We start from the raw sequence: 24,230 nt of genomic DNA, 5'->3' as shown, positions 1-24,230 counted from the left end.
GCCAGTCACAGCATTGATTAATCTTCACGATAATAATAGGTTTCTTACTTTTTGTGAAGTCCTCCCCCTTTTCCGCCATAGAAATCCTCCTTTCCACCAGAAAAAAGTCCGTTTACCCAAAAGGATGTGCCCTTCTGTATGTAAACAGTTTGACTAGTTTTATATGTTAACAAGGTGAAAGTCTCCGAATCATTTTACAGAGCTTTATTTTCTTTATAATATGTTAGAAAATATGGATTGTTTAGGTGGGAGTATGAGTATTCAACATAATTTCTGGCTTCATGTGTTTATATGATATCTAGCGCTCTATGAAGTAAATTAGGAATGGTGGTTAAGGGGTAGGCTGATCTACTAAAGCTGAGGGACTGCCAGATCGACAGCTCCTTCCTGTAGTTAGTTGACCAGCATTTATTCAGGATTTTCTTCTAACAGCCAAGGTAAAAATGCATCAATCAGAATACCAAAAACCATTTCCTCATTATTAAAGTGGGTATTTCCAAAACCAATGCTAAAATAATCTTCCTCATTGTTACGATAAATATCAATGACTTCTTCATTTGGTTTCTTTACCAGCTTCCCAAAAGCCTTATATTCGGCAACATACATATGTTTACTATTTTTCGACTGGTAAAAGTGGCTAACTTCTGCACCTTTTGCAGGATCTATCCCCATCTCCCTTAACTGGTTTTGTACGCTCTTTGGGAAACCAGCAATCGTGAGTGCATAATTTTTACAATACATACATGGACAGTGTTCTTCTTCACCGATAAAAGGGAGGTTTTTATAATAGGATAAAGTCTTGTTATCATCTATTTCTAATTCATAGCCTGCCATTATTATTGACTTCATTTTCTGACCTCCATTACGATAATTTACATCTCCCACTTCAATTGACGGCCACCAATAATATGATAGTGCATATGGCAGACCTCTTGTTGACCATGGTTTCCCGTGTTCGTAATTACTCTGAAACCATCATTATGTACCCCTAGTATTTTGGCGACTTCTTGTATGCCATGGTGAATACTGTATATAATTTCTTTATCCGCTTCGCTTATGTCCATTATATTTTCTATATGCTTTTTAGGAATGATTAACGCATGAACAGGAGCAGCAAAATGCAACCCGTAAAAAGAAATCACATCTTTATCCTCATATATTACTTCTGCTGATGCTTTTCTGTTAACAATCTTGCAAAATATACAATCCATCTAGTTTTTTCATCCTTTAACTTTAAAATATAACTACCTTTTTACATATGCTAACTTGAATAAATGCTCTTTTTACCAATCAACAGGCATCTAGAAAATAAGTACTGTATGCACTCACTAGTTTCATAATAAAGCTCCTTTTACAATATCCTTATGAACAACCCAAAACTAGTCTAATTATCCTGTAATTTCTCATCGATTTGTTTTAAATGGTGTGCATCATGCTTAATGAATATTTTTATAAAAGCTTCTGCAGAGAATTTCCGTTTCCCTCCACCAATAGTGAATCTGACATCTTTACCAACCTCTGATATTCTTTCAATAAGTTCTTTTCGGGTGATTACAAAACTATCAATAAGTGATTCAACTGAATACTCTTTAATAACGGACATAGCTTCTTCATTATGTTGATCATGGTCTGGGAACTGTGGTAAATCGCCATCATCAGTCATATTTGGGACCATGTTTTCAAGATTGAATTTATCCCAATAATAGAGGTGCCCCACAATTTGCATGATTGACCATTTTCCTTCTTTGACAGGATCGCTTAGTTTTTCTTCAGGTATTGCTTTTAATTCTGTAACTCTATCAACCATTTTTTCAAATTGACTTAGAGTTTTATTCAATTCAATTCACCGCTTTCAAAAAGTTTAAAATTAAAGAATAGGTTCTATACCTTTATCCCCTTACTCTTCACAAACGTAAGGACGAAAAAATTCACCCATGTTACTATAGGAATAGCAAATATCAGTATCATCGATTGACCTATACCGGATATCCTTTCTTCCTCATCGATATAGTAAGAAAGCCATGTGGCAAATGCTAAGATGACGGTGTTCAACCCAAAAGCAATCAACATACTCCATAACTTCCTGCTTTTCTTTTTCAAAAAGAGAACAGAAATGATTGTGGAAATCATGAAAGAAAATAAAATGATAGAATAATACACATCCATACCACCTTAGGTTTTTATAAGCTGCCCTACTCCCAATTGGACAAATATTCCTTCTTCAACATTATTTTAGCATAAATATCCAATTAAGAAGAGTTATTTTCTGATATGAAACAATTCTGTTCGTTGTATTAACGGACAGCTTTTTCTACCATCTATCCCATCTTCTATTCAAAAGTCTTAGCAATGCTAATCAATTCATCCTTCGTGTATCCTTGGTGAGTGGTGGTTACTATCGATGACAAATGATATTGTATACCGTTTTGTTCCCAGATTAGCGTTTTTACCTTTTGACCGTTTTCCGTAAATAATCCCTTTATATCTCCTATTTCTACTTGCTCAGTCATATTACTTCCGTTATAGGTGTTTTTAGAGTTTATTATTTCAAGTGATAAAAGCTCGCCTCCATCACCATGAAACTGAATACTGATGATTTGTTCATTTGTCTGGTGTTGTCCTGTTTGTACATTTTCCATCTCAAACGGTAGACTTGCTGGCAATTGAAAGGGAAACTCACCATTCAGCTGCTGCAATTGTTGTTTAATTGTTGCTTGATCAACTATAAACATGTCACCATTTTTAGACGGCACTTTTTCTGTTATATCTGAGAACTGATTTAATCCCAGTGGAATGAGTATCGCTAAACAAGCTATCAATGCCAGATAGGGAACTACATTGGTAAATTTTCTCCTTTTGTTGTGTTTCGCTTTGCTAAAATTTTGATCAACGTTTTTTAAAGATGCTAATACTTTATTTTCCAGTTCCATTGAAATCTCTGTTTCTTTTGGCAGGCGTTTCAGCTCTTCCTTCAAATTCACCAAGTTCTCCTCCTTTGTTTAGTACGTTATTTAATTTGTTTAAAGCTCTATGATAGGTGACTCTTACCTTATTTTCGCTCCAGTTTAATATCGCAGCTGTTTCCGTCACATTAAAATCTTTAATCCCTCGTAATAGAACAACTTCCTGATAAGACTTTTTCATTCGGTAAATCCCTTGTAACAATACTCTATTCTGCTCATCTAATTCCATTTTGTCCTCAACTGTCTGTTGTTCCGGCTGAATTTGCTGCTTAGAAAAATGCATGAGTTTCTTTAGATAACTTTTTTCCTTACGTATGTAATCATTTGCTGCATTTCTGGCAATGGATATTAACCAGGAACGCGGATTTGTAATGGAAGAACCTTGATTTAATGCTTTATAAGCACGTATAAATGTTTCTTGAAATGGGTCATCCACATCAGTCGTTCTCAAATAATATAAAAGGAAGTTGTTTACATCTTGTTTATATTGTTGAAACAATTCTTCTATTGTCAGGTTATTGTCCATCTCCCTTCCCCCCTCCTTACTTTTTTCACTAAACAGACGAAATCACTTCTGCTAATATTACAATTTTCACGAAATTTATTGATGCTGGAAAGAGAACATTCGCATCTTTTGCTCTCCTTATTATTTATATAGAAACTGGCTGATTTCCTAGTTCGGCCTAGCAGATGAAACCTTTTACCCTTTCCATTCGTATGTAATAGGGAGAGGAGCTAAAACGCATGAAAAAAATCACGATACTGCTTACTTTTGCTTTAGTATTCTTTTTATATCCAAAAAATGTGTTTGCCGTTGACTTTTCTATCGAGAATACCGAAATTAATGCATACTTACAAGAGAATGGTGATGTGCATGTGACAGAGGAACACACCTATCAATTTGATGGGGATTTTAACGGAATCAGCCGCACACTTATAACGAAAGACCAGACGCAAATAATAGATTTCCAAGCATCTGAAAACAACCAGAATTTAGATGTGGAACAGGAAGAAGATCTTTACAAAGTTTATCGAAGTGGTTCAGATGAAGAAGTCAATGTTGAACTTTCTTATTCGATTGTAAATGGTGTGCAAGTTTACACTGACCTTGCGCAATTTTACTGGCCTTTTTTCGACACCAGCACTGAGTCTACTTATCACAACACGAATATTTATGTCCATCCGCCTCAACCAACGGAAGAGGTGCTTGCCCTTGGTTATGATCAAGCTTATGATACATCGAATATCACTTCTGATGGTACGGTTCATTTTGCCATGGGTGAAGTAGAAGATGGAACAAAAGGAGATATCCGGGTAGCTTATGATGCTTCTCTATTTCCTGCGGCCAGTCTATTAGCAGACAAATCGATTCGTGAGGAGATTACAGCAGATAAGGCTCGATTGGAAGCAGAAGCAGCTGCCTTTGAGGATAGACAGGAACTGTTAAGCCGTATTTCTCCATATATTGTTGGTGGTTCTGCAATCTTTTTAGTTGCATTATTTATTATGGCACGGAACAGGAAGAACAGGAGACTGTGGGAAGCAGAACGCAGCACTTCCTCATTCCTATCAATACCAGAACAGAAGATGAGTTTGTCCGCTGTCATTCTTTATATGAAAAATATGGCTGCAAACAGTGAATTACTAACTGCCGCTCTATTGGACCTTGTTCGAAAAGGGTATGCCAAACGAGATGGAGAAAGTACATTTATTATCACAGATTCGAACACAGACTATCAACATGAAAGTATCCTGATCAACTGGTTATTTTACAAAATAGGCGAAAATGGTGTATTCACTTTATCAGATCTGGAAGCATACACAAAAGACAAAAAGAATCATTCGACCTATTACAGTGATTATCACAAATGGATCCAAGCTGTAAAAGATGAAACGAAAAATCATGACTTGTACGATAAACAAAAAGGCTTGCGCTGGACAACTGCAGCAGCTGGTCTTCTGCTTATCGGGTTTAGTATCATGTTAGGTATTCATTCGCTTTACATGTGGATGTCTTTCACCATTTTTCTAAGTTTAGCCTTCATCCTGTTTGCGATTATCTATCAACCGAGAACAGTCGAAGGGCTAAGAATTAGACAGCAGTGGGAGCAACTCAGTTCCCAATATGATCAAATCAGTGAAAAAGAGTGGAATGAGTGGATGAGTGATCAACAAATGCAGGCATTTATCTATGCGATCGGTACTGGCAACAAGTCGATGCAGGAAAAAAGCGAATTCCTGAGCAAGAATCTTTCGCCTTCGTTTACACATGATACGAGTATGCAAACAAATGATACCGTGATGTTAATACTGATAGCAAGTACACTGCACAATCAATTTGACAAAGCCGATTCAACCGTATCTGCCACTACCACTGCCAACAGTGGAGGGGGATCTGGCGGAGGAACCGGAGTTGGTGGCGGTGGAGGAGGTTCGGGTGCGTTTTAACGGAGTGACGCAGATCTCCTGGCTTTGAAGATGAAAGAGGATTTTTTAAAAAGTGATGCGGTTTTTAGGCATCACTTTTTTGTTTAGCCATAACTTTTGGCAAGGAGGGCGTCTTGATAGTTCGGCGGCGTTTTCCTATCAAATCTCCCGGGGGAGCGAGGCGTTTTGATAGTTAAATCGCTTTTTCCTATCAAATCTCCCGGGTTTGGAAGGTGTTTTGATAGCAAAATCACTTTTTCCTATCATGCTGCTTCAATAAACGGGATTCTTAGGACGATAAAGTGAGACTTTGATCAGTGAAGGTTAGATCTATGAAAAAAAGTGCTCCTCATTCTAAGGAACACAGTTTTTCACCATTGTGAATCGGTATATTTATGATTAGTTTTCCAAATACACCCCAAAATCCCCAGTAAATTCTCCTGTACTAATCGTCCTGGCAATTTTCTCGCCGACATTTGGATAGAAATGATGGCCATCAAAATAATTGGATAAATCTTTTGTCACTGAGTTAGGATACATAAAGTGATACACACCGCCGAAAACATCGACTAGATCACTCAGCCAGCGGTCATAATCTTCCTCGTTCCCCTCTTCGATCATGGCATTATACAATGGTGCCGAGATTGGCGTAGTATAAATAATGAACTCTGTATTCGGATTTTCGTCTTTTAATTGCTGCATCACAGTTTTCATCTTTTCATTATATTGATAGTTATCGCCAAAAAACTGCTGGCGGAATTTGTACACTTTCGCTTTTGTTTCTTCCTCAATCGTCCCCTGCTCAAAATGTTTTGCAAAGGCCGTATTATGACGGTTATAATTGCGGAGTTCTACAATTTGGTCGTTCTCCGAGATGCGGTAATTTTTTCTGGAGTAATCAAGCACATCAAGGGAAAGCAGGTTCTTCCAGCGGTAGAACGGCTCTTTCACTTTTTCCACATAAGGCTCTAAGGAAACAGGATCTTCACTTTCTTTCACACTGCTTTTAAAAAAATCAACACCGATAATAATCCGATCAAATTCCCCTTTTTGCTCTTTGGCGAAATCGATCATCCCTTTATACTCCTGAAAAGCCAGGTCACTTGCGGCAAAGTTAAAAACATCCCAGCCGACAAACTCACTTGCCGGGATGTACGTTGTGCGGCTGCTGCCGATCAGCAATGTGTCATAATCTTCATCACCGAAATAAAGCTGATTTACCTTTTGCTGGCGTTCATCGATTACCACTTGCACATCATTTTTTTCATGGGCATGGCTGAATGTCCAGAGCGGATCAATCCAGAAATTAAAGGCACCAATCGTTAACAAAACAGCCATTGTGATAAAAAGAAATACCGTTGTAAAGAGTTTATATGACATAAAAAATCTCCTAATTAAAAATTAAAATAGAGAAACTCTGAAACTTGCTGCAATCTCAGTGCAGCATAGATAAACAAACCTGCCGCAAACGCAGCATAAACAGGATTGGGACGCAATGATTCCATCCATTTTGTTGAATTTTTGATAAAAAAGGCAATCAGTAATGCGCCTGCCAGATAAATCAACAGCTTGTCACTGTTCTCGATAAATAGCTCAAGTGTAAGATTCCATGATTCATAGTGGACCATTGCGCTCAGTACTTGCATCGCTGTCGAGAAATCAGGTGCACGGAAGAAAACCCAAGTGGCATTAATAAACTGGAATGTGATAAACCAGCCCAGAATTGCCGGGAGCCTGAGCCCGAGACTTTTCCAAAGACGGTGAATCATCATCGCAACACCGTGCATCACGCCCCAGGCAATAAATGTCCAGCCAGCCCCATGCCAGAATCCGCTGACAAAGAAAACGATAAAAATATGTATGTACGTTCTGCCGATTGAAACCCTGTTGCCTCCAAGCGGAATATAAATATAGCTTGTCAGAAAACGTGACAATGTAATATGCCATCTGCGCCAGAAATCCTGAATACTGACTGCTTTATATGGCGAATCGAAGTTAATTGGCAGTCTGATGTTAAATAATAATGCTAAACCAATCGCCATATCGGAATAACCACTAAAATCAAAATAGAGCTGAAGCGTGTAGGAAAGCGATGTAATCCAGCCATCCGCGAATGATAAAGTTGCTGAATTTGCAAAGCCTTCATTCGCCCAGACAGCGAAACTGTCAGCAATCGCCACTTTTTTGAATAACCCAAGCGAGAACAGAAATAATCCTTTGGCGATATTTTCCCCATTCATCCGCTTGTTTGTTTTGTCCAAATATTGGCCCATCACTTCCTTATGGTGCACAATCGGACCCGCGATCAGCTGCGGGAAAAAGGAAATAAATAATGCATAGTGAAGAAAACTGTTTTCCTCCACTTTATTTTTGTACACATCAACAAGGTACGCAATCTGCTGGAATGTATAGAAGCTTATTGCTAATGGTAAAATCAAGTATAGAAAATTATAGCTTGTATCTAATAGAAAGTTGATATTGCCAATAAAGAAATCAAAATATTTAAAAAAGCCGAGCAGACTGACATTGAAAATAATCCCGACAATGAGTACAGCTTTTCGTCTGGTTGTCTTTTTCAAGAGTATACTTCCCAGTCCGTAATTAACCAGAATGGATGCGAGTAACAGCCATAAATAAACCGGATTCCACCAGCTGTAGAAAAATAAGGAGCCGACCAAAAGCCATGCTTTACCGATCGTTGGATGGATCTTATTAAATAGGAAATAACCGAAAAACATGACAGGTAAAAATACAAAAATAAATTCAAACGAGTTGAACAGCATAAAGACGAACTCCTTCATTAAACTATAATCATAAACAATCATACTATAAATGCTAATTCTTGTCATGCATTGGAAAAATTTATCATTAAGTGATGGAGGAATGATTTTTACGGGATATGTTGGTGCTTTGGATGTGATTTCTGTTTTATGTTTGGATTAACGGGAAATCTATACGGACTGGGAAGTGGATTTCCGCTTTATCTGCGGATTAACGGGAAATCCATCGGGCTCGGGCTGCGGATTTCCTCTTTTTCTGCGGATTAACGGGAAATCTATCGGACCATAGCAGCGGATTTCCTCTTTTTCTGCGGATTAACGGGAAATCTATACGGCTCGGGCGTGGGATTTCCTCTTTATCTGCGGATTAACGGGAAATCTATCGGACCATAGCAGCGGTTTTCCTCTTTATCTGCGGATTAACGGGAAATCTATACGGTCCTAGCAGCGGATTTCCTCTTTATCTGCGGATTAACGGGAAATCTATCGGACCATAGCGCCGGATTTCCCTTTTATCTTAGGATTAACGGGAAATCTATACGGCTCGGGCAGCGGATTTCCTTTTTATCTGCTGATTAACGGGAAATCTATACGGCTCGGGCAGCAGATTTCCTCTTTACCTTCAAATTAACGGGAAATCTTCCTCGCCCAGGCAAAAGATTTCCTCTTTAAAAGAAGATTAAAAACGAATCCTTCTTGCCACCATCCATCACTTTTCATTTTATATAAAAATAAATCCATAATCTCGACCGTCCCGCTCCTCATCTTTTCTCATAAATAAAAAAAAGAAGAGGGCTCATCGCCTCTCTCCTACTGATTAATTGCTCGATATAAAAATGATGTAAATTCTGCTCGTGATACGGAGCGGTCTGGACGGAATGTTCCGTCTTCGTAACCTGTTGCTAATCCGCTGGCAGCTAGTGCATTGACATAATCATAACCCCAGTGATCTTTCTTCACATCAGGGAAGTAGCCTTTGTCTGCCATCTGGATTTCAAATGCCTTTTGCAGCAGAACAGCCATTTCCGCTCTTGTTAATTGTTCGTCTTTTTCAAAATATCCATTGCCTTTACCTGATAATAACCCTGCATTCGCTGCTGCGGCAATGTATTTATAATAACGGTCAGATGGCTTTACATCTTTGAAGCCTGGATCTGTAACATTGACAACATTCAAGTCTAGCTGTCTAGTTAACATGATCGCCGCTTGTGTTCTCGTAATTTCTTTTTCCGGTCGGAATGTTTTGTCAGGATAACCTGTGATTGTTCCATTATCTACTAGACTTTCAATTGAATCATATGCCCAGAAATTATATCTTACATCTTTAAAAGATTCAGGCGGTATTGATGAAACAGCTAGTAATGTTGTCGATACTGCACGCTCATAACCATCTGATGGCGAATTCGCAAGTGTCGCTAATTGGCTGCCTGGATATCTTACTGCCATAGAGGTCGATCCACCGCCATCAAGGTTCAATGCTGTGTCTACACCTAAATCAACAAGGTATCTGGCAAACTCACTTAAACTCATACCTGTACTATAACCGCTCTGGCGGCCGTCGACTGTAATGTAATAAACACGATCCCCTGTTTTGTCAATCGCAACTGCTGTTCTTGGTGCTCTGATTCTCGCATTAAGACTGTTTGGATCCATTGTCATCGAGACTCTGCCGTCTTTTACGAGCATTGGTCCACTTGCAAGCATAAACTGTGAATTTTTCCATTTATCGTCAACATCAATTGATAATGTAATCGGATCGCCGACTTTCACATTTTTTAAATCATCGACACCTGTCCCAATGCCTGAGATGACAAAGCCATTTTCAGGGATAGCGGTGTTGGTTGTGCTGCCTTTTTCGCGGACTTTAGAAATTGTTCCTGTAACAGTTGTACCAAATTCATATGTAGGTTTTTCCGGAACTGTTACGACAATCTCTTTACCATATTGGTTTGTATCAGTATAGTTGCTCGTAAAATCTGGTGTATATAAAATCGTTTCATTTTCATATCGAAGCTTGTTTGTACTTGTGATATCATATGTATTTCCATTATGGGTATAAGTCATATCAATATTGTAATAATCGATAATTCCTCTCCCGCTTTTGTTGACACCAAATGCAATCGGCTGATTCACATACTTATCAGAACCTGGAAAAATCTCACCGGCATGGATCAATTTATTATCCTTTGAGACTAGGTTCATTGCCGTTCCTAAATGGAAAAAGGATGCGTTAATGGCACCAACAACATAATGACCATCTGATGTGTTTCGTTTTGCCTGGGAGCTTGTCCGCTCTAATGAATTCAGTGCAACAGGTACACCAACTTCGATATGGCTGGTATCATCCGGCATGTAAATCCCCATGACTCTTACCGCTTGTTTTGTACTGCCGTCAGACAATCGGATATCTGTATACGTCACCCCTTGTGCTACAGAAAACTGTTCTTTAACTGTGGCAGCACTCACTCTTACCATTGGCTCAAAAACTAATGCTAAAACGACCAAAACTATCAAACTGCTTAAAATTCTCTTCCCCTGATGCTTCACTTCATAACTCTCCTTCTTATGTTGTCATCCTCCCAATTATAAACCTATTAAACTGTAATTAATAGATTTTTTTCGAAATTTGGATAAATTAGGTATTTATTCCTGTATTAAAAAAATTCCCCCACTATAAGATTGGGAGAATTTCTATTTCAATCAGTGGACATACACCCTGCTGATTGACACTTTATTTTCTTTTGAGCTCCAGTTCACTTTCGCCCCTAACCCTTCGGAAATAAACCGAACTGGGACAAAAGTAACCCCATCGATAATCTGTGGTTTTGCATCAAGATGATAGATGGTGTCATTAATATAAGCCTTGTCTGAGTTTTCCTGCAATGTGATGATCGTATCTTTTTCTGTAATAGTTATTTCACCGCTTTCCGGATCCCAGCTCACATCCATTTTCAAATATTCACTGATCAATCGTAATGGAACCATTGTCCGGCCTTGATAAATAAACGGTTTTTCCTCATATAACTCAATTTGTTCCTCTTCGTTAAACAGATAAGCATAATCAGGGTTAAGAATCATCCCCATTTTAATTAACTCTTTTTCCCCTTTAGAGAAAAAATGATCCATCGCAAAAAAGTCTGTTTCATACTCGATCGAAACTGGCTCACCCTTCAGGTTCTGGATCCCGGTCACTTTCACATGATATTTTCCTTCATACAGGGAAATTCCTTTTGGCCGAAAGATAATCGCATTATTGATGCCGAAATTCTGATTGTCCACATTAAAATAGTTGCGATTATCACTGTTTTGATTAAAAGTCCACTGTTTCTGATCCTTCTCTCTTGTTAAAACAACTTCCACCTTGCTGATGTCAGGTGCCTGATATTTTTCCGGATTTAAGGAAACGGACCATGGATGATCCCCTTTAAACAGTTCAGATGGAAAATTCGCTACAGGCCATGCGATATAATCATAGTTGACCGAATCTTTGCGGCTTTGATCAAACACTTGCATTGTGCCGTTAAGATCCACAAGCCCAAAACCAGTCTTTTTCAATGATGGGTTTAAAATCCAGCGGCGATGTCCTAACTGATTGATATTATGACCTGTGTCAGGCATATAACCTTCTTTAATATTCTCCCACAAATTGTCCCTTCCATAAGATATATTACTGGACGAAGTAGATTGATAGCCTTTCTCGTACAGTTTTTGACTCATTTTTTCCGGTTTCCGGGGAGTGTGTGTAAAGTCATCAGATACTGCCAATAACATGGCACCATGCTGTGCTTTGTCATTCAATTGAGGATCAAGGACGACATCCCCAGGCAGTCCTGCTAACTTTCTGACAAAATTTGTTCCTAATAACGCCTGATCTATTAAGCTTTGATCAACTTTTCCCAGTTTATATGGATAGGTTACTTTCGGTTCGACCTCATATATTTGATTACTGTCAATGTTTTCGACTTCCTGTGCTAATCTCTTAATTTCTTCTTTATTTAAAAAATCCAGTTCGGCTGCAGATATATTGGTAACTGGCAGGATGCAACATAAAAATAGAAGAGCATATATTCCTTTACGAAAATCCTGGAACATTACGAACACCTCATTTCTTTATAAAGTGAGACCTTGATCAGTGGGGATTTTGGGTGCCCCACGGATCATTAGCGAAACGTTAGCGCTGTGATTAATCGACTCTACTATTATATTACCCTATTATTACAAGAATATTACAACAATTTTAAAATCGTGAGTGGTGATGACTGCGTGAGGGGAGTTATCGTTGAAGTTGAGCATTGGCGGAGGTAAGTGATTTTCTGATTTTTGGGCTTTCCTATCAGATCTTTAGTGACAGGTGAACTTTTGATAGGTAGATAGATTTTTCCTACCAAATCTCTTGAGACAGGTGGGCGTTTTGATAGGTAGACAGCTTTTTCCTATCAAATCTTTGGTGACAGGTGGGCGTTTTGATAGGTAGACAGCTTTTTCCTATCAAATCTTTGGTGACAGGTGGCCGTTTTGATAGGTAGATCGATTTTTCCTATCATAACTCGTCGGCAGCATGAATGTTTTGATGGTATGAAGGCTTCTTGACTGCATAACTCTACCACCTCTACATTGTTTTGATGGTATGAACGCTTCATAACTGCAAAACTTCACCACTGCTCCTTTGTTTTGACGCTATGAACGCTTCATAACTGCATAACTTCACGACAGCTCACATGTTTTGACGCTATGACTCCTTCATAACTGCAAAACTTCACCACTGCTCCTTTGTTTTGACGCTATGACCCCTTCATAACTGCAAAACTTCACGACAGCTCCTTTGTTTTGATGCTATGAACTCACCAACCAGCCCCATGTTGTGTTAGCTTCCCAAAAAAAACACTGCTCCCAACCGGGCAGCAGTGTTTTTACTCTATTACATAGCTGGATCTAATTCGAAATCTTCAAGGTCACCGTATACTTCCTCGAAAGGTACAGCACTGTCGATAACTTCTTGTGGAATTGTGATTTCATCAATTGCGTTTACGTTAGAGTAAGTATTTTCCATGTTTTGAACGATTGAGATTTCTTCGCCTTCCATAGAAATTACCATGTCAGTCTCCATTTTATCAGAAACTGGGTAAAGTGTTTCTTTATCGTATACTGTTACAATTTCCAATTTGTTAATTTGGATATTTAATTGTTCAAGCGCTTCTTCCATACCTTCAAGTTCTTGTCCTAGACCTAATTCAGGCATGCTAAGTATTTCGTTTAATAAATCTTTGAATCCATCACCAGAAACACTGATGTATAGTTCATAAGTATCTTCGTTTTCTACTACTTTTACATCTTCATAGAAACGTTCCATTAATTCTAATTGTGCAGCTGGATCTAATTGGTAGTTAGAAAGATCTGAAAGTTCAGAAAGATCTCCTGTTAACTCTTCGCCATATGTGATCCACTGATCAGTTGTTGAGTCATACTCATAGTAGCCGTCTTCTGTCATGTAAGTTTCAAGAGAAAGATCTTCTCCTAATTCTTTCATTGATAAAGTCAGTGCCTGGTGCGTACCGAATGGATCAAGTACAGAATCCATCTGGATATCCATGTTCATGCTGATTTCTTCACCGAACATTGTCATAGTCTGGTCAAGTTTCATATCTGCAGAGAAGCTGTCCATTGGAACTTCAGAAATTTTTGCTAACAATTCTTTAGCTTCTGCATCTAATTCATTAGAAGTTTCTCCTGTTGTGATTGTTACTACTTTGTTTTCGTGATCCCATGCTACATCAGCTCCAACATTTTCCATAACGAAGCTTAATGGTACAAACATTCTTGCATTTTCAACTGATAAAGGTGCATCAATTTGAACAACTTCACCGTTTACTAAAACAGAAGTTGCATCAATTGTCATTTCCATTGTCACATCATCTTTTACAAGAGTAGCTGTTTCTGTTTCTGCATTCCATGTAATTTCAAGTCCTAAATTTTCGAAAACTCCACGTACCGGTACTAGTACACGGTCTTGAGCAATGTAAGGATCAACATCTTTAAAATCAACTGTCTCTCCATCAATTACTACTGAAACTTCTTTCTCTGCTGCTAATGCCTGAAATGGTGATACAGCCATGAACAAACATGCAGCAAGCATCATACTGATAACTAAACGCTTCAAAAAATCTCCTCCTAACAAAAATTTTCGTACATATCTATCATACTATATTTTTCCACTATTAAGCTAGAAAAAAGTTAACTTTTTGGAAGATTAAGTGAGCAAAGGTAATATTACCTTTTATTATTTTGTGTTAAAACGCTGATATGTCTCGGCAGAACGGAGAAATATAATGGTGTTGTGCTTCCTTCATCACCGTCAACATTTGCGATCTTCGTTTCATTTGTCGAAATTTTTGCTTCTTTTACTTTAAAGTATTCAACCTGTTCCTGATCCTTTAATGTACCGCTGATGATTTTTGGCAAAATAGCCACACCTTCCAGATTTGTTAATGGTTTAATGACAAAGATATGGAGAAAACCATCATCGATCTCTGCCTCTTTGATCATATTTTTCCAGCTGGCAAACGTATCTGTCACGGCAATCAGAACAAGCATCGCCTCTGATTCTACTGTTTCCTCAGGTGTTTCAATCGTTACCTTGAAGACATCTTTTTCCCGAAACTTCTTTAATCCTTCAAAAAAATAAGCCAAGGAGCCAAATTTCGACTTTTGTTCTGCTGTCACCTGATACGTAGCTTCAGCGATTGCTCCGATATTTACTAGATTCATAAAATGATGCTGATTTACTTCCCCGATGTCCACTTGTCTTGTCACACCATTTTCGAGCAGAAGAACTGCCTCTTCCGGATGCAGAGGAACTTCCAATGCACGGGCGAAATTGTTTACCGTGCCTAACGGGATGATTTGCAGTACAGGACGGTGGGTCTGATTGATAACTTCATTGATGGTACCATCCCCGCCCATTACCACAATAAGATCCATTGCCCGCAAACAGGCATCCTCTGCAAAAGTTTTGGCATCATTCTCTTTCTCCGTCTGTTTTACTTCCACATTGTAATTATTTTTTATTAAAATTTGTTCAACATGATCTTTATATACCATACTTTCTTCTGTACCTGAACTTGGATTTAAGATAATTACAGCCTTGTCCACAAGCGCTCCTCCTCTCAACTACTCGTATTTATTTTCCACCAAAGTGCAAATAATTTCAAATATTAACAATATATTTAGGAAATAATATGACAGTTGGAAAAAATTCTATTACAATATGAGATATGACATTGTAATAGAAGGATGAAGTCGATGAAAAGGAATACACTATTAGATTGGGTCATCAAACCAGATACCCACTTAGAAAGAGTCAAGCATGCTGAACATGTTGGAAACATATGGCGGACTACGATTCTCTTAATCTTGGCCAGTTTCCTGATCTATGGCTGGATGGCCGGAATCGGCATGGGATCTGCACTCATCTCACCATCGATAACGGATGTATCCAGTCTGGAATACAATACGGACAAATTTTGGTTTGTGATAGGAAGAGCGATTTTTGGCCTGATTTTTGCTATTATCATTCTTTTTCTGATAAGCTACTATTTTTATCTTGTAACAGAACTGCCTTACCGCAAATTAGTGCTGATGCAGCAAGTCGTGTTCATGATGATGCTTGTCGAGAGAATTATCTGGATTCCGCTTTATACATATGTCGGTCTGGACTGGTATGTCTCACCATTCTCATTTGGAATAATCGCATCATTTTTCACTGACATACATTGGATTGAAGCATTCTTCGGTTCGATATCCTTATTTCAGTTATGGATTATTTACTTCCAGGCCAAGTTCCTGTTAAAGTTATCGATTTTGGAAAAATATAAGGTGTGGATTGCCATCATCCTCCTTCACCTGTTCAGTTATGTACTTGTAACACTATTAACTTACTTTGATAAGAATCTGATGGATTGGTGGTTTTAATAGATGAAGAAAAAAATTATCCGGATAAGCGCCATCACCTTTATTCTCATCAATATTGTTTTACTGATCGTGGATGATGGAAAAATTGACCGAATCTCCCATGTAAAAGAATGGACAGAACCGATTACGATGGATATGAAAGAACAAATGGAAAAAGACGCAATCATTTCAGGCAGAGAAAATCCATTATATTTTGACAAAACTGTTGGCAGTTTCCAGCAATTCCTTGTCGAAGAGGGAGACAGAGTCAATGTATCTGACCCGCTCTACACGTATATGGTCAATGATTTTCACACAACATGGCAGAATATCAGCAATAATATCGAGATGTTAGATCAGGAAATCTCCTCATTGGAAAGTATCATTATGGAGATGGAGAGCTATACCATTCCAAGCACGAACTCAAGCTCCTCCTCCACTTTTTCTGTCGATAATACCGAATATGAGTTAAACTTACCAGACGATCAGACAGCAAGCATACAGTCTGAACTGCAGAAACAGCAATTTATTCTGGAAAAAGAAAAAGAATTAGCGGAAAAAAATGCAGAAAGAGACAGACTGGAGAATCAACTTGTAGAACTGGAAACAACTGGTGATACGATTACAATCACAAGCCCGTATGAGGGGGTTGTCAGCCATCTTGCGTATTCACTGGAAGATCCCTTTCTCACGATAATGGATGACAGCTTATATGTCGAAGCAGAATTAATGGAAGAAGAACGGCAGCAAGTAACAGAAGGAATGGATGCAGAAATTTTGATGGAAGAAACAGGAGAAGTATGGGAAGGCTCTGTCACAAAGGTTCATGAAGCACCAGAATCACTTTCTGTCAATAAACACAGCATTTATCCTGTTGATATTGAATTTAATGAAGACCAGACCTTAGAGGAAGTTCTGCCAGGCTACCATGTCGATCTGAACATTACTCTGAAAGAATCTTTGAGTGCGGTTGTTGTCGAAGAAGAGCAGATCGACGAATATTCGGTCTGGATTATGCAATCAAATGGAATTATGGAAAGACAGTTAATTGAACAAGGAATAAAATCAGACGACTTTGTGGAAGTCGTGACAGGTTTATCCGAAGAGCAAGTTATCGCATATGGGGATTTTTCCCAATTCAGAAACCTGACACCATTTACCACACCATTAGATCTGGATAAAGTCACATGGAAAAATGTAAAGCCAGATAACGCGAACTGGCAGGAACATCTAGTGATGGGACTGTTTGTGCGGTAAGGGTAAGAGGTTGGATTTTTTAGTGCCGGACGAGTTAGAGAACTCGTTCGGTATTTTTTGTTTATGCTTTTGGACGGATGGGGCTGGGTTTTATTGGCCAAATCGCGGCTCTAGGCTGGGAGATTTGATAGGATAATGCGTTTTAACTATCATATCGTGGTTCCCACCCGGGAGTTTTGATAGGAAAAGACGGTTTTCCTATCATTTCGTGACCTACCCCCTCGAGTTTTGATAGGATAATGCCTTTTAACTATCATACCGTGGTTCCCACCCGGGAGTTTTGATAGGAAAAGACGGTTTTCCTATCATTTCGTGACCTCGCCCATAGAGTTTTGATAGGATAATACGTTTTAACTATCATATCGTGGTTCCCACCCGGGAGTTTTGATAGGAAAAGACGGTTTTCCTATCATTTCGTGACCTACCCCCTCGAGTTTTGATAGGATAATACGTTTTAACTATCATATCGTGGTTCCCACCCGGGAGTTTTGATAGGAAAAGACTTTCTTCCTATCATTTCGTGACCTATCCTCTCGAGATTTAATAGGATAATGTCTTTTAACTATCATCGTGAATCCCGCCCGGGAGTTTTGATAGGAAGAACAATTCACCTCCCCATTCTCTGCTCCACTCGCTTCAACTTCTGCAATCGATCTTGCGGCTGATATGGCCCAAAGATAATTTCTGGAACCTCCAGTTTCTGTTTCAAAAGATATTCTGCCATACTTTGCTTCACTAACCCCTGAACAGCTTCCTGCTCATTTGTCAGCAACTGCACTTCTACTTTTTCAGGCGAGTGCTGGATCACACGGTATTGTTCTATCTCCTCAGATGCTGTGATCACCGCTCTTCTTATATAATCCGGAAAAACCTGCACAAGCTTCCCTTCCCTCGGAAAATAGAAAAGATCATCACATCTTCCCTCAATCTGCTCTAATGCTGTCATCACAGAGCCGCATGGACATGGTGATTTCTTCAATGTCAGAATATCGTTCAGTTGATAGCGGATAATTGGCTGGGTTTTTCTTCTGAAATCGGTGATGATTGGTGAAAATCTGGACTTGCTTTCATAAATGAAATCCTTTTCAATGATCACAATATCTTCATTTAAATGGAGGGTGCCATGTGAGCAAGTTTGTGCAAGGAAGCCTTCTGTAGCCTGGTAAACCTGATCAACAGTCTGATCAAAAGTCGCTTCAATATATTTTTTGTCATTTGGATCAAGCACTTCTGCAACGGAAATCACCTTTGCTGGCGAAATATGCAATTCCCCGTTTTTCTTCGCATCTGCAAGCATTCGCAGCATAGACGAAGGTGCGACAATGATCGTTGGCTGAATATTGTTCAACCGTATGATATGCTGATCCAGTTCTTCCATCAAATCAAAAAAGTCGAATGAGATTTGTTTTGATCCCACTGATTCGTATAAGTTACTGTTTGCACGGAGAAAAAAGGCGATCCGTTCTTTATGCAGCAGCCCACCAGGGAGCAGTTTCGCTAAAATTGTGCCGGCCCATTCACTTCTCTCTTCTTCTGATACTAGAAAAATGCCGCGGTTTCCTGATGTTCCTGATGACATTCCGACAGTAATTGTGCCGATCATTGGCTGGAAATCTCTTGTCCTCTCTGCTTGTAATGCTACATTCATGGCCGCTTCCCTAATAATGCCAGCTGTATTCATTTCGTCAAAATGTTCCATCATCACCTTTTTATCCATCAGCGGAATCTGCCTCAGATCATGCAACGAATAACCAGTGGCCTTTAATCTCTCTTTAAAATATGGAGAATGCCGACGCAAAAACGCAAAATGCTTACGTAACTGTTTCTCCTGCCACGATTCCAATTCCGTTCGTGAGCGCCACTTTTTTCGGTATTTGGTTTGTATATACGCTTTGACTACCTGAATTTTACTTGGCATCTCTGTCCCCACCTTATAAATTTCGAATGACTACTTTTTCTACCAGTCCCCATGGCAGCAAACGTTTTGCCAGGGATAGGACTTTGGCTCCTTTGCCGATCGGATAACGGAACTTCGGCTTTCTTTTCTCACAAATCCGGGCGATTAACTGGGCCACTTCAATTGGATCAGCACCTGATTGGGCCGATTTTTTGGCATATGTTAAAACAGACTCCTTTAACTTGTCTTCCTTCATCTGATCAATTTCAATGCTTGCCAGGCCTTTTTCCCAGATCTTCGTTTGATAGGATGCCGGCTCGATAAGGGAAACAAATATGTTCTCCTGCAATAACTCCAAGCGCAGGCTTTCACTAAAACCCTCTAATGCAAACTTTGACGAGCAATATGGCGACATTCCCGGAAAACCGAAATAGCCGCTGACACTGCTGATATTTATAATATTCGCTCGGTCTGCTGACATTCGCAATAATGAGAGCATTTCCGTCGTTACCCTCAAAACCCCATGCACATTGACATCAAACTGGTTTTGCCACTGGTCAATGGTAAGATCTGCAACAAAACCGCCTTGGCAATAGCCTGCATTATTAATCAGCACATCTAACTTTCCATATGTATGTAAAATCTCCTGCTGCACTTTCTGAATTTCCGCCAAATTAGTCACATCTAGCTGCTGTATCTCGATCCGATTCCGTAAACCGAGCTTTTCCGCTTCTTCACACAGCTGCTGTTGATTCTGCAAATTTCGCATTGTTGCGATCACCTGATAGTCTTGTTTGACTAGTTCCAGTGCTGCCAATAAGCCGAAGCCGCTGTTTGCACCAGTAATCAAGGCAACTCTCATTTGCTCTCACCTCCTGTAAATTCTCTGCAATGAGACGGAATCATCTGCACATCAGGATGATCCTTATGAAAATGATGCAGTTTTTCTAATGTTGTTTGAAAGCTTGAGAAGCTGTCTAAAATCAGTCCAGCGAGCGGACTTGCGGGCTGGTGATACCGATAAGCATCACTGTCCCAGGCAGCATCAGCAATCAGAAAACGCTTCTGGCCTTCTGTCTCGAAAAATAAGCCGATTTGTCCGCATGCATGGCCTGGTAACTCGACAGCATAGATGCTTTGATCAGAAAAAATATCATAAATTGTCCCAAACCGATCGAGTTCGTTCGCGTTATTTCCCGGGACATAATTTTCGTCAATAAATTGAACTCTTTCCCTAAAATCTGACGGCATTAGATCTGGTAAAAAGCCGCTCATCAATGCTTTCCAGCCGCTTTTGCCGTCGATATGGTTGTACGCCTTTTTTATACAAATAAACTTGGCATTCGGGAAATCCTTCAGCCCGGCAATATGGTCCGCGTGAAAATGGGTAATAATAATGTAAGCAACATCCTCACAGCTAAAGCCTTCCCTCTCAAGTTGTGCTTTGGCACTGTCTTCCTGTGCAAACGTAATTGGGGTGACTTTTTTATAAAGTGAGTAAGGAAACTTTTTCGCAGCATTGTCAAAATGTTCGGCATAGCCTGTATCTACGAGAATCAAGCCATGATCCGGATGAACAATAATCGAAAAATGGGCAGGGAAAAATACCGACCGAAGCGGCTTTTTTGTATTGGTTATTTTCTCGATCTGTTTACAGCTGCCTGCTGTTCGCAGTTCATGCTTTACTTTTTTCATTGTCTCGCCACCATTCTGCAAATAAGTGAATTCCATCTTCCACACTGACTCTTGGCGTGTAGCCTAGTTCTGCTCTTGCTTTATCAATCGAGATTGTTTGTGATTTCGATAAAACTGTTACTGTATAACGGTTAAGGACAGGTTCTTGATAATTCTGGAAATTCCTCGAAAGCCACTCTAAGATTGCTGCCATCGAATAGACAAGCGGATAGGGAAGCTTGCGATAGCGGAAAGGAACGTCCATTGTCTGGAACAACTTTTTCAGCACATCTGCAAGAATCCACCGCTCCCCATTTGAAATATTATATTTTTGTCCAAGTGTTTTCTGATCGGCATTCATTTCTAATACCATCGCATCGACCACATTCTCGACATAAACCAGATCAATGACCGCTCTGCCATGATTGATGAAAGGAATGAACTTATCTTCATTTGTCTGGATCAGGCGCGGAATGATCGCATTATCACCAGGTCCGAAGATAGCTCTCGGCCGCAATGTCACTACTGGCAAGCCATTGTCGAATGCTTTGTCCACAACACGCTCTGCCAAAAATTTTGTTGTCGCATAATGGTTTAAAAATTTTGACGATATGGCATCGGTTTCGCTCACATTTGTTCGTTCGTTTTTATCAAAATAGATGCTTGGTGTCGAAACATGAATCAGACGTTTGACATCATTTGCAATACAGGCATTGACCACATTCTCTGTTCCGATCACATTGGTTTGATAAAAGTCCTCATATCTCCCCCAAGGCGCGGATAATGCGCCGCAATGGAACACGATCTCTTTGTCAAAATGGGCACGGTGAATCGACTCACAATCGGTTAAATCTGCCTTCAGAAATGTGATCCCTTCTGTTTCAAGCTCTGCACCAATTTGCTCATTTCTGCCGATCACTGTTACCTGGTGATCCATGCCATTCAATCTTCGCGCAAGCTTCTGGCCTAAAAATCCAGTCCCGCCGGTTATCAGTATTTTCATTTTTTTCACCCATCCCATGAAATATCAAATGTCGTTGCTTCTGTCAGATTGATTTTCTGCCCTCGGCTTAGCTGCCAAAAATACAAGAGACTTTGCATTTGTTTGAAAAATGGAGCAGGATCATGCCAGTCCCACACGATATCATTAGCAGCAGCTATCGCATTCATCGTCTGCTTCATACCGTGCTGCTTTATGTTCGGAAGGGCATATGTCAGCATTGCCGCTGTTAACATTCTGGAGGAATTTTGTGGTGTAATGGTCTCTGTGGTTGTCCCTAAAAATGCTTCATGGACAGGCAATCTGTCGAACAGATGAATGCCGCTCGTTAAGCGCGGATTGCATTCAATGGCGTACACTGTTCCTGCTTTATCTTTAATAAAATCAAACCCAATCTGGCCTGTAAACTGATAGGATTCTACAAATTTTTTGACCCAATTATCAACAGACGGTTCATGGATTGTCTGAAAATGAATCGTGGCCCCATCGCCGACTCGAAACTTACTCTGATACACAATATGTGCAAGAATCCGGCCATTATGGGCTACACTATAAGAACAATAATGCTCACCATCAATATAATCCTGGACAACCCACTGCTTTTGTTCTGATATGTCAATCGGCTTCTCCCGATCTTCCGGTAAAAAATACAATTGATTCGAAAAGCGGCTGAAAACAGGCTTGCCGATTTTTTTGTCCATCATACTTGTGGCACTTTTCCAATCGTCGATATTTTGACAAAGTGTTGTCGATGGTACAGGTAATTGATATTGTTCTGCGATGAGCGGAAACTGGTGTTTATTATGTAATGCTGCTAATCGACCGATATCTTCGGCAAACAGCTGGCAATAGGTTTCAATTTGCTTTTTATAGGAAGCAAGGTAAAAAATCTCTTCACATGTCGGGATTATTATGTCAATCTGTTCTCGTTTGATTATATCCATTAACTGTTCCATGAATCTCGCTGTTGCCATTTTTGGTGAGGCTACTATATGAGTGCTGTGAACTGCTTTGCTGGAAAATGTTAAGGCACAAGCGACCGAATCAGCCGCATGTACCTCATATCCATTTTTCGCAAAAATTCTGGCGAGATCGAGTGTGGCTGGTGCTCTTGCTCCTGTCAGGAGAATTCTTTTAATAGACAAAGATCATTCCTCCAAGCGAGAGCCCTGCTGAAGTTCCGAGCAGCATCACATGATCTCCGCGCTGAATTTTTCCTGATTCAATTGCGTCACATAATGCTAATGGAATCGATGCAGCGATGGTATTGCCATAGTTTTCTATTACATTAATGAATTGTGATGATGGGATCCCTAACTTTTTCTGTAACAATCGCATCGCCATCCCGCTCGCCTGATGTGGAACAACTGCTTTGAGATCCTTGATGGAGAGGTCTGCTTCTTGTAATAATTCATCAACAAAAGGATTGATTACTTTGGAACTCATCCGGAAAACTTTCTGGCCATCCATATCGAATAAAAAATCCTGCTCGTTATGGTGAAAATTGGGGTGATATTTTGTTCCGCCACCGCGTATTTCTGTTAAATGGGCACCTTCACTGTATGTTTCCATTTTCGCTGCGAGGATTCCTGTTGTTTCCTCATCTGCTGTTTCGACAACACAGGCGGCCGCTGCGTCACCAAACAGTACGTAGCTTTCTTTTTGTTCCCGATTTAACCCGACTGATGCGATTTCGCTTGCGACGATGACCACTTTTTTATAGGTACCGTTGGCGACTGCATGTGAGATTAAGTCGAATCCTGTCACAAAACTTAAGCATGTCGAATTAATATCAAATGCTGGAATTGGCCGGGCTGGTGCCAGTTTTTTATGAATAAGGGAAGCTGTGCATGGGATTGGCTGTTCCATTGTCCCGCTTGTGCAGATAATCGCATCGATTTCGTCCAATGTAGTGTCAGCATTTTGGAGCGCTTTTTTTACTGCTTCTGCTCCCATATCAGATGCTGTTTCGCTTTTCGCATAATGTCTTTTTTCGACACCAGATTTCTTTTTCGTCCATCCTGGTTCTACTGCTAGTAATCTATCAATCTCATCAGAATGGACGATTGCTTTTGGCAAGTATTTTCCCATTCCTGTTATTTTTACTTTACGCACATTACATCCTGCTCTCTTATTTTATAATAACTATTTTAAGAGGATGTTCAAAAAGTCACCAAATGATTAGCGGCTCTTTGAACACGCACTTTACTAGATTATGACAAAAACAGTGAAATTTCAAGGTATTTCCAAAAGGGATCGACAAACTGATCTAACGAAGAGATTTG

21 protein-coding genes are annotated in these 24,230 nt (G+C 39.6%); 3 read left to right on the top strand and 18 right to left on the bottom strand.

Translation table 11 applies throughout. From position 1 onward, the window contains the following. Positions 1–408: 408 nt before the first annotated feature. From F9U64_RS15480 to F9U64_RS15455, 6 genes are all read right to left on the bottom strand, one after another. Positions 409–849 (bottom strand): hypothetical protein, encoded by a 441-nt coding sequence (locus F9U64_RS15480; protein ID WP_153405602.1) that lies wholly within the window; start codon positions 847–849, stop codon positions 409–411. A 23-nt stretch (positions 850–872) separates the two neighbouring features. Then, a complete protein-coding gene (locus F9U64_RS15475) occupies positions 873–1,211 on the bottom strand; it encodes an HIT domain-containing protein (protein ID WP_153405599.1) in 339 nt (112 codons plus the stop codon). A 173-nt stretch (positions 1,212–1,384) separates the two neighbouring features. Next, positions 1,385–1,837: a DinB family protein gene (locus F9U64_RS15470; RefSeq protein WP_153405596.1), complete on the bottom strand. Its 453-nt coding sequence runs from the start codon at positions 1,835–1,837 to the stop codon at positions 1,385–1,387. 44 nt (positions 1,838–1,881) lie between these two features. Continuing rightward, a complete protein-coding gene (locus F9U64_RS15465; protein WP_153405593.1) occupies positions 1,882–2,160 on the bottom strand; it encodes a hypothetical protein in 279 nt (92 codons plus the stop codon). 170 nt (positions 2,161–2,330) lie between these two features. Beyond that, on the bottom strand, positions 2,331–2,981 hold the full coding sequence (locus F9U64_RS15460; RefSeq protein ID WP_153405590.1) for a DUF4367 domain-containing protein: 651 nt from the start codon (positions 2,979–2,981) through the stop codon (positions 2,331–2,333). Then, positions 2,914–3,489, bottom strand: coding sequence for an RNA polymerase sigma factor (locus tag F9U64_RS15455; RefSeq protein WP_153405588.1), 576 nt, complete (start codon positions 3,487–3,489; stop codon positions 2,914–2,916). Before F9U64_RS15455 ends, F9U64_RS15460 begins: the two co-directional genes overlap by 68 nt. 218 nt (positions 3,490–3,707) lie before the next feature. On the opposite strand from F9U64_RS15455, the gene F9U64_RS15450 reads away from it, so the two are divergent. Then, positions 3,708–5,411 (top strand): DUF2207 domain-containing protein, encoded by a 1,704-nt coding sequence (locus F9U64_RS15450; RefSeq protein ID WP_153405585.1) that lies wholly within the window; start codon positions 3,708–3,710, stop codon positions 5,409–5,411. 378 nt (positions 5,412–5,789) lie between these two features. Here the strand turns inward: F9U64_RS15450 and F9U64_RS15445 are convergent, their stop codons facing one another. The 6 genes from F9U64_RS15445 to F9U64_RS15420 all read right to left on the bottom strand — a co-directional run bounded on the left by F9U64_RS15445 (position 5,790) and on the right by F9U64_RS15420 (position 15,319). Further along, positions 5,790–6,770, bottom strand: coding sequence for a hypothetical protein (locus F9U64_RS15445; protein WP_153405582.1), 981 nt, complete (start codon positions 6,768–6,770; stop codon positions 5,790–5,792). A 14-nt stretch (positions 6,771–6,784) separates the two neighbouring features. Continuing rightward, positions 6,785–8,173: an MBOAT family O-acyltransferase gene (locus F9U64_RS15440; RefSeq protein ID WP_153405579.1), complete on the bottom strand. Its 1,389-nt coding sequence runs from the start codon at positions 8,171–8,173 to the stop codon at positions 6,785–6,787. Positions 8,174–8,980: 807 nt separating this feature from the next. Continuing rightward, positions 8,981–10,717: an S-layer homology domain-containing protein gene (locus tag F9U64_RS15435; protein ID WP_153405576.1), complete on the bottom strand. Its 1,737-nt coding sequence runs from the start codon at positions 10,715–10,717 to the stop codon at positions 8,981–8,983. Between the two features lie 153 nt (positions 10,718–10,870). Next, positions 10,871–12,262 (bottom strand): stalk domain-containing protein, encoded by a 1,392-nt coding sequence (locus F9U64_RS15430; protein ID WP_153405573.1) that lies wholly within the window; start codon positions 12,260–12,262, stop codon positions 10,871–10,873. An 826-nt stretch (positions 12,263–13,088) separates the two neighbouring features. Next, a complete protein-coding gene (locus tag F9U64_RS15425) occupies positions 13,089–14,327 on the bottom strand; it encodes a DUF6612 family protein (protein WP_153405571.1) in 1,239 nt (412 codons plus the stop codon). A gap of 110 nt (positions 14,328–14,437) precedes the next feature. Continuing rightward, a complete protein-coding gene (locus F9U64_RS15420; protein ID WP_153405568.1) occupies positions 14,438–15,319 on the bottom strand; it encodes a diacylglycerol/lipid kinase family protein in 882 nt (293 codons plus the stop codon). 150 nt (positions 15,320–15,469) lie between these two features. Here F9U64_RS15420 and F9U64_RS15415 point away from each other — a divergent pair, with 150 nt between their 5' ends. After that, a complete protein-coding gene (locus F9U64_RS15415) occupies positions 15,470–16,138 on the top strand; it encodes a hypothetical protein (RefSeq protein WP_153405565.1) in 669 nt (222 codons plus the stop codon). Between the two features lie 3 nt (positions 16,139–16,141). Continuing rightward, positions 16,142–17,374 (top strand): efflux RND transporter periplasmic adaptor subunit, encoded by a 1,233-nt coding sequence (locus tag F9U64_RS15410; RefSeq protein ID WP_153405561.1) that lies wholly within the window; start codon positions 16,142–16,144, stop codon positions 17,372–17,374. Between the two features lie 607 nt (positions 17,375–17,981). Here F9U64_RS15410 and F9U64_RS15405 read toward each other — a convergent pair. The 6 genes from F9U64_RS15405 to F9U64_RS15380 are packed head-to-tail and all read right to left on the bottom strand — an operon-like array spanning position 17,982 to position 24,036. Continuing rightward, on the bottom strand, positions 17,982–19,292 hold the full coding sequence (locus F9U64_RS15405) for a F390 synthetase-related protein (protein WP_153405557.1): 1,311 nt from the start codon (positions 19,290–19,292) through the stop codon (positions 17,982–17,984). Positions 19,293–19,305: 13 nt separating this feature from the next. Continuing rightward, positions 19,306–20,133: an SDR family oxidoreductase gene (locus F9U64_RS15400; RefSeq protein ID WP_153405554.1), complete on the bottom strand. Its 828-nt coding sequence runs from the start codon at positions 20,131–20,133 to the stop codon at positions 19,306–19,308. Continuing rightward, the gene (locus tag F9U64_RS15395) at positions 20,130–20,966 is read right to left on the bottom strand and encodes an MBL fold metallo-hydrolase (RefSeq protein ID WP_194287403.1); all 837 of its coding nucleotides are present in this window, start codon (positions 20,964–20,966) and stop codon (positions 20,130–20,132) included. The genes F9U64_RS15400 and F9U64_RS15395 overlap by 4 nt, the downstream gene beginning before the upstream one ends. Further along, positions 20,947–21,948, bottom strand: a complete 1,002-nt coding sequence (locus F9U64_RS15390) for an NAD-dependent epimerase/dehydratase family protein (protein WP_153405549.1) — start codon at positions 21,946–21,948, stop codon at positions 20,947–20,949. The genes F9U64_RS15395 and F9U64_RS15390 overlap by 20 nt, the downstream gene beginning before the upstream one ends. 5 nt (positions 21,949–21,953) lie before the next feature. Next, complete coding sequence (locus F9U64_RS15385) at positions 21,954–23,090, bottom strand: ATP-grasp domain-containing protein (RefSeq protein WP_153405546.1); 1,137 nt, start codon at positions 23,088–23,090, stop codon at positions 21,954–21,956. Continuing rightward, positions 23,080–24,036, bottom strand: coding sequence for a beta-ketoacyl-ACP synthase III (locus tag F9U64_RS15380; RefSeq protein ID WP_153405748.1), 957 nt, complete (start codon positions 24,034–24,036; stop codon positions 23,080–23,082). Before F9U64_RS15380 ends, F9U64_RS15385 begins: the two co-directional genes overlap by 11 nt. Positions 24,037–24,230: the final 194 nt, after the last annotated feature.

Origin of the sequence: Gracilibacillus oryzae (genome assembly GCF_009498735.1) — a bacterium.
Taxonomy (GTDB): domain Bacteria; phylum Bacillota; class Bacilli; order Bacillales; family Amphibacillaceae; genus Gracilibacillus; species Gracilibacillus oryzae.
The sequence above is the reverse complement of the archived record's forward strand: the minus strand, read 5'-3'. Positions and strand labels throughout refer to the sequence as shown.

What these genes read in the sequence shown, in the direction of transcription:
- F9U64_RS15450 (WP_153405585.1), top strand. Translation starts at nt 3,708, where the DNA reads ATGAAAAAAATCACGATACTGCTTACTTTTGCTTTAGTATTCTTTTTA.
- F9U64_RS15445 (WP_153405582.1), bottom strand. Translation starts at nt 6,770, where the DNA reads ATGTCATATAAACTCTTTACAACGGTATTTCTTTTTATCACAATGGCT.
- F9U64_RS15400 (WP_153405554.1), bottom strand. Translation starts at nt 20,133, where the DNA reads ATGAGAGTTGCCTTGATTACTGGTGCAAACAGCGGCTTCGGCTTATTG.
- F9U64_RS15405 (WP_153405557.1), bottom strand. Translation starts at nt 19,292, where the DNA reads ATGCCAAGTAAAATTCAGGTAGTCAAAGCGTATATACAAACCAAATAC.
- F9U64_RS15480 (WP_153405602.1), bottom strand. Translation starts at nt 849, where the DNA reads ATGAAGTCAATAATAATGGCAGGCTATGAATTAGAAATAGATGATAAC.
- F9U64_RS15415 (WP_153405565.1), top strand. Translation starts at nt 15,470, where the DNA reads ATGAAAAGGAATACACTATTAGATTGGGTCATCAAACCAGATACCCAC.
- F9U64_RS15430 (WP_153405573.1), bottom strand. Translation starts at nt 12,262, where the DNA reads ATGTTCCAGGATTTTCGTAAAGGAATATATGCTCTTCTATTTTTATGT.
- F9U64_RS15390 (WP_153405549.1), bottom strand. Translation starts at nt 21,948, where the DNA reads ATGAAAATACTGATAACCGGCGGGACTGGATTTTTAGGCCAGAAGCTT.
- F9U64_RS15410 (WP_153405561.1), top strand. Translation starts at nt 16,142, where the DNA reads ATGAAGAAAAAAATTATCCGGATAAGCGCCATCACCTTTATTCTCATC.
- F9U64_RS15455 (WP_153405588.1), bottom strand. Translation starts at nt 3,489, where the DNA reads ATGGACAATAACCTGACAATAGAAGAATTGTTTCAACAATATAAACAA.
- F9U64_RS15475 (WP_153405599.1), bottom strand. Translation starts at nt 1,211, where the DNA reads ATGGATTGTATATTTTGCAAGATTGTTAACAGAAAAGCATCAGCAGAA.
- F9U64_RS15380 (WP_153405748.1), bottom strand. Translation starts at nt 24,036, where the DNA reads ATGGGAAAATACTTGCCAAAAGCAATCGTCCATTCTGATGAGATTGAT.
- F9U64_RS15395 (WP_194287403.1), bottom strand. Translation starts at nt 20,966, where the DNA reads ATGAAAAAAGTAAAGCATGAACTGCGAACAGCAGGCAGCTGTAAACAG.
- F9U64_RS15440 (WP_153405579.1), bottom strand. Translation starts at nt 8,173, where the DNA reads ATGCTGTTCAACTCGTTTGAATTTATTTTTGTATTTTTACCTGTCATG.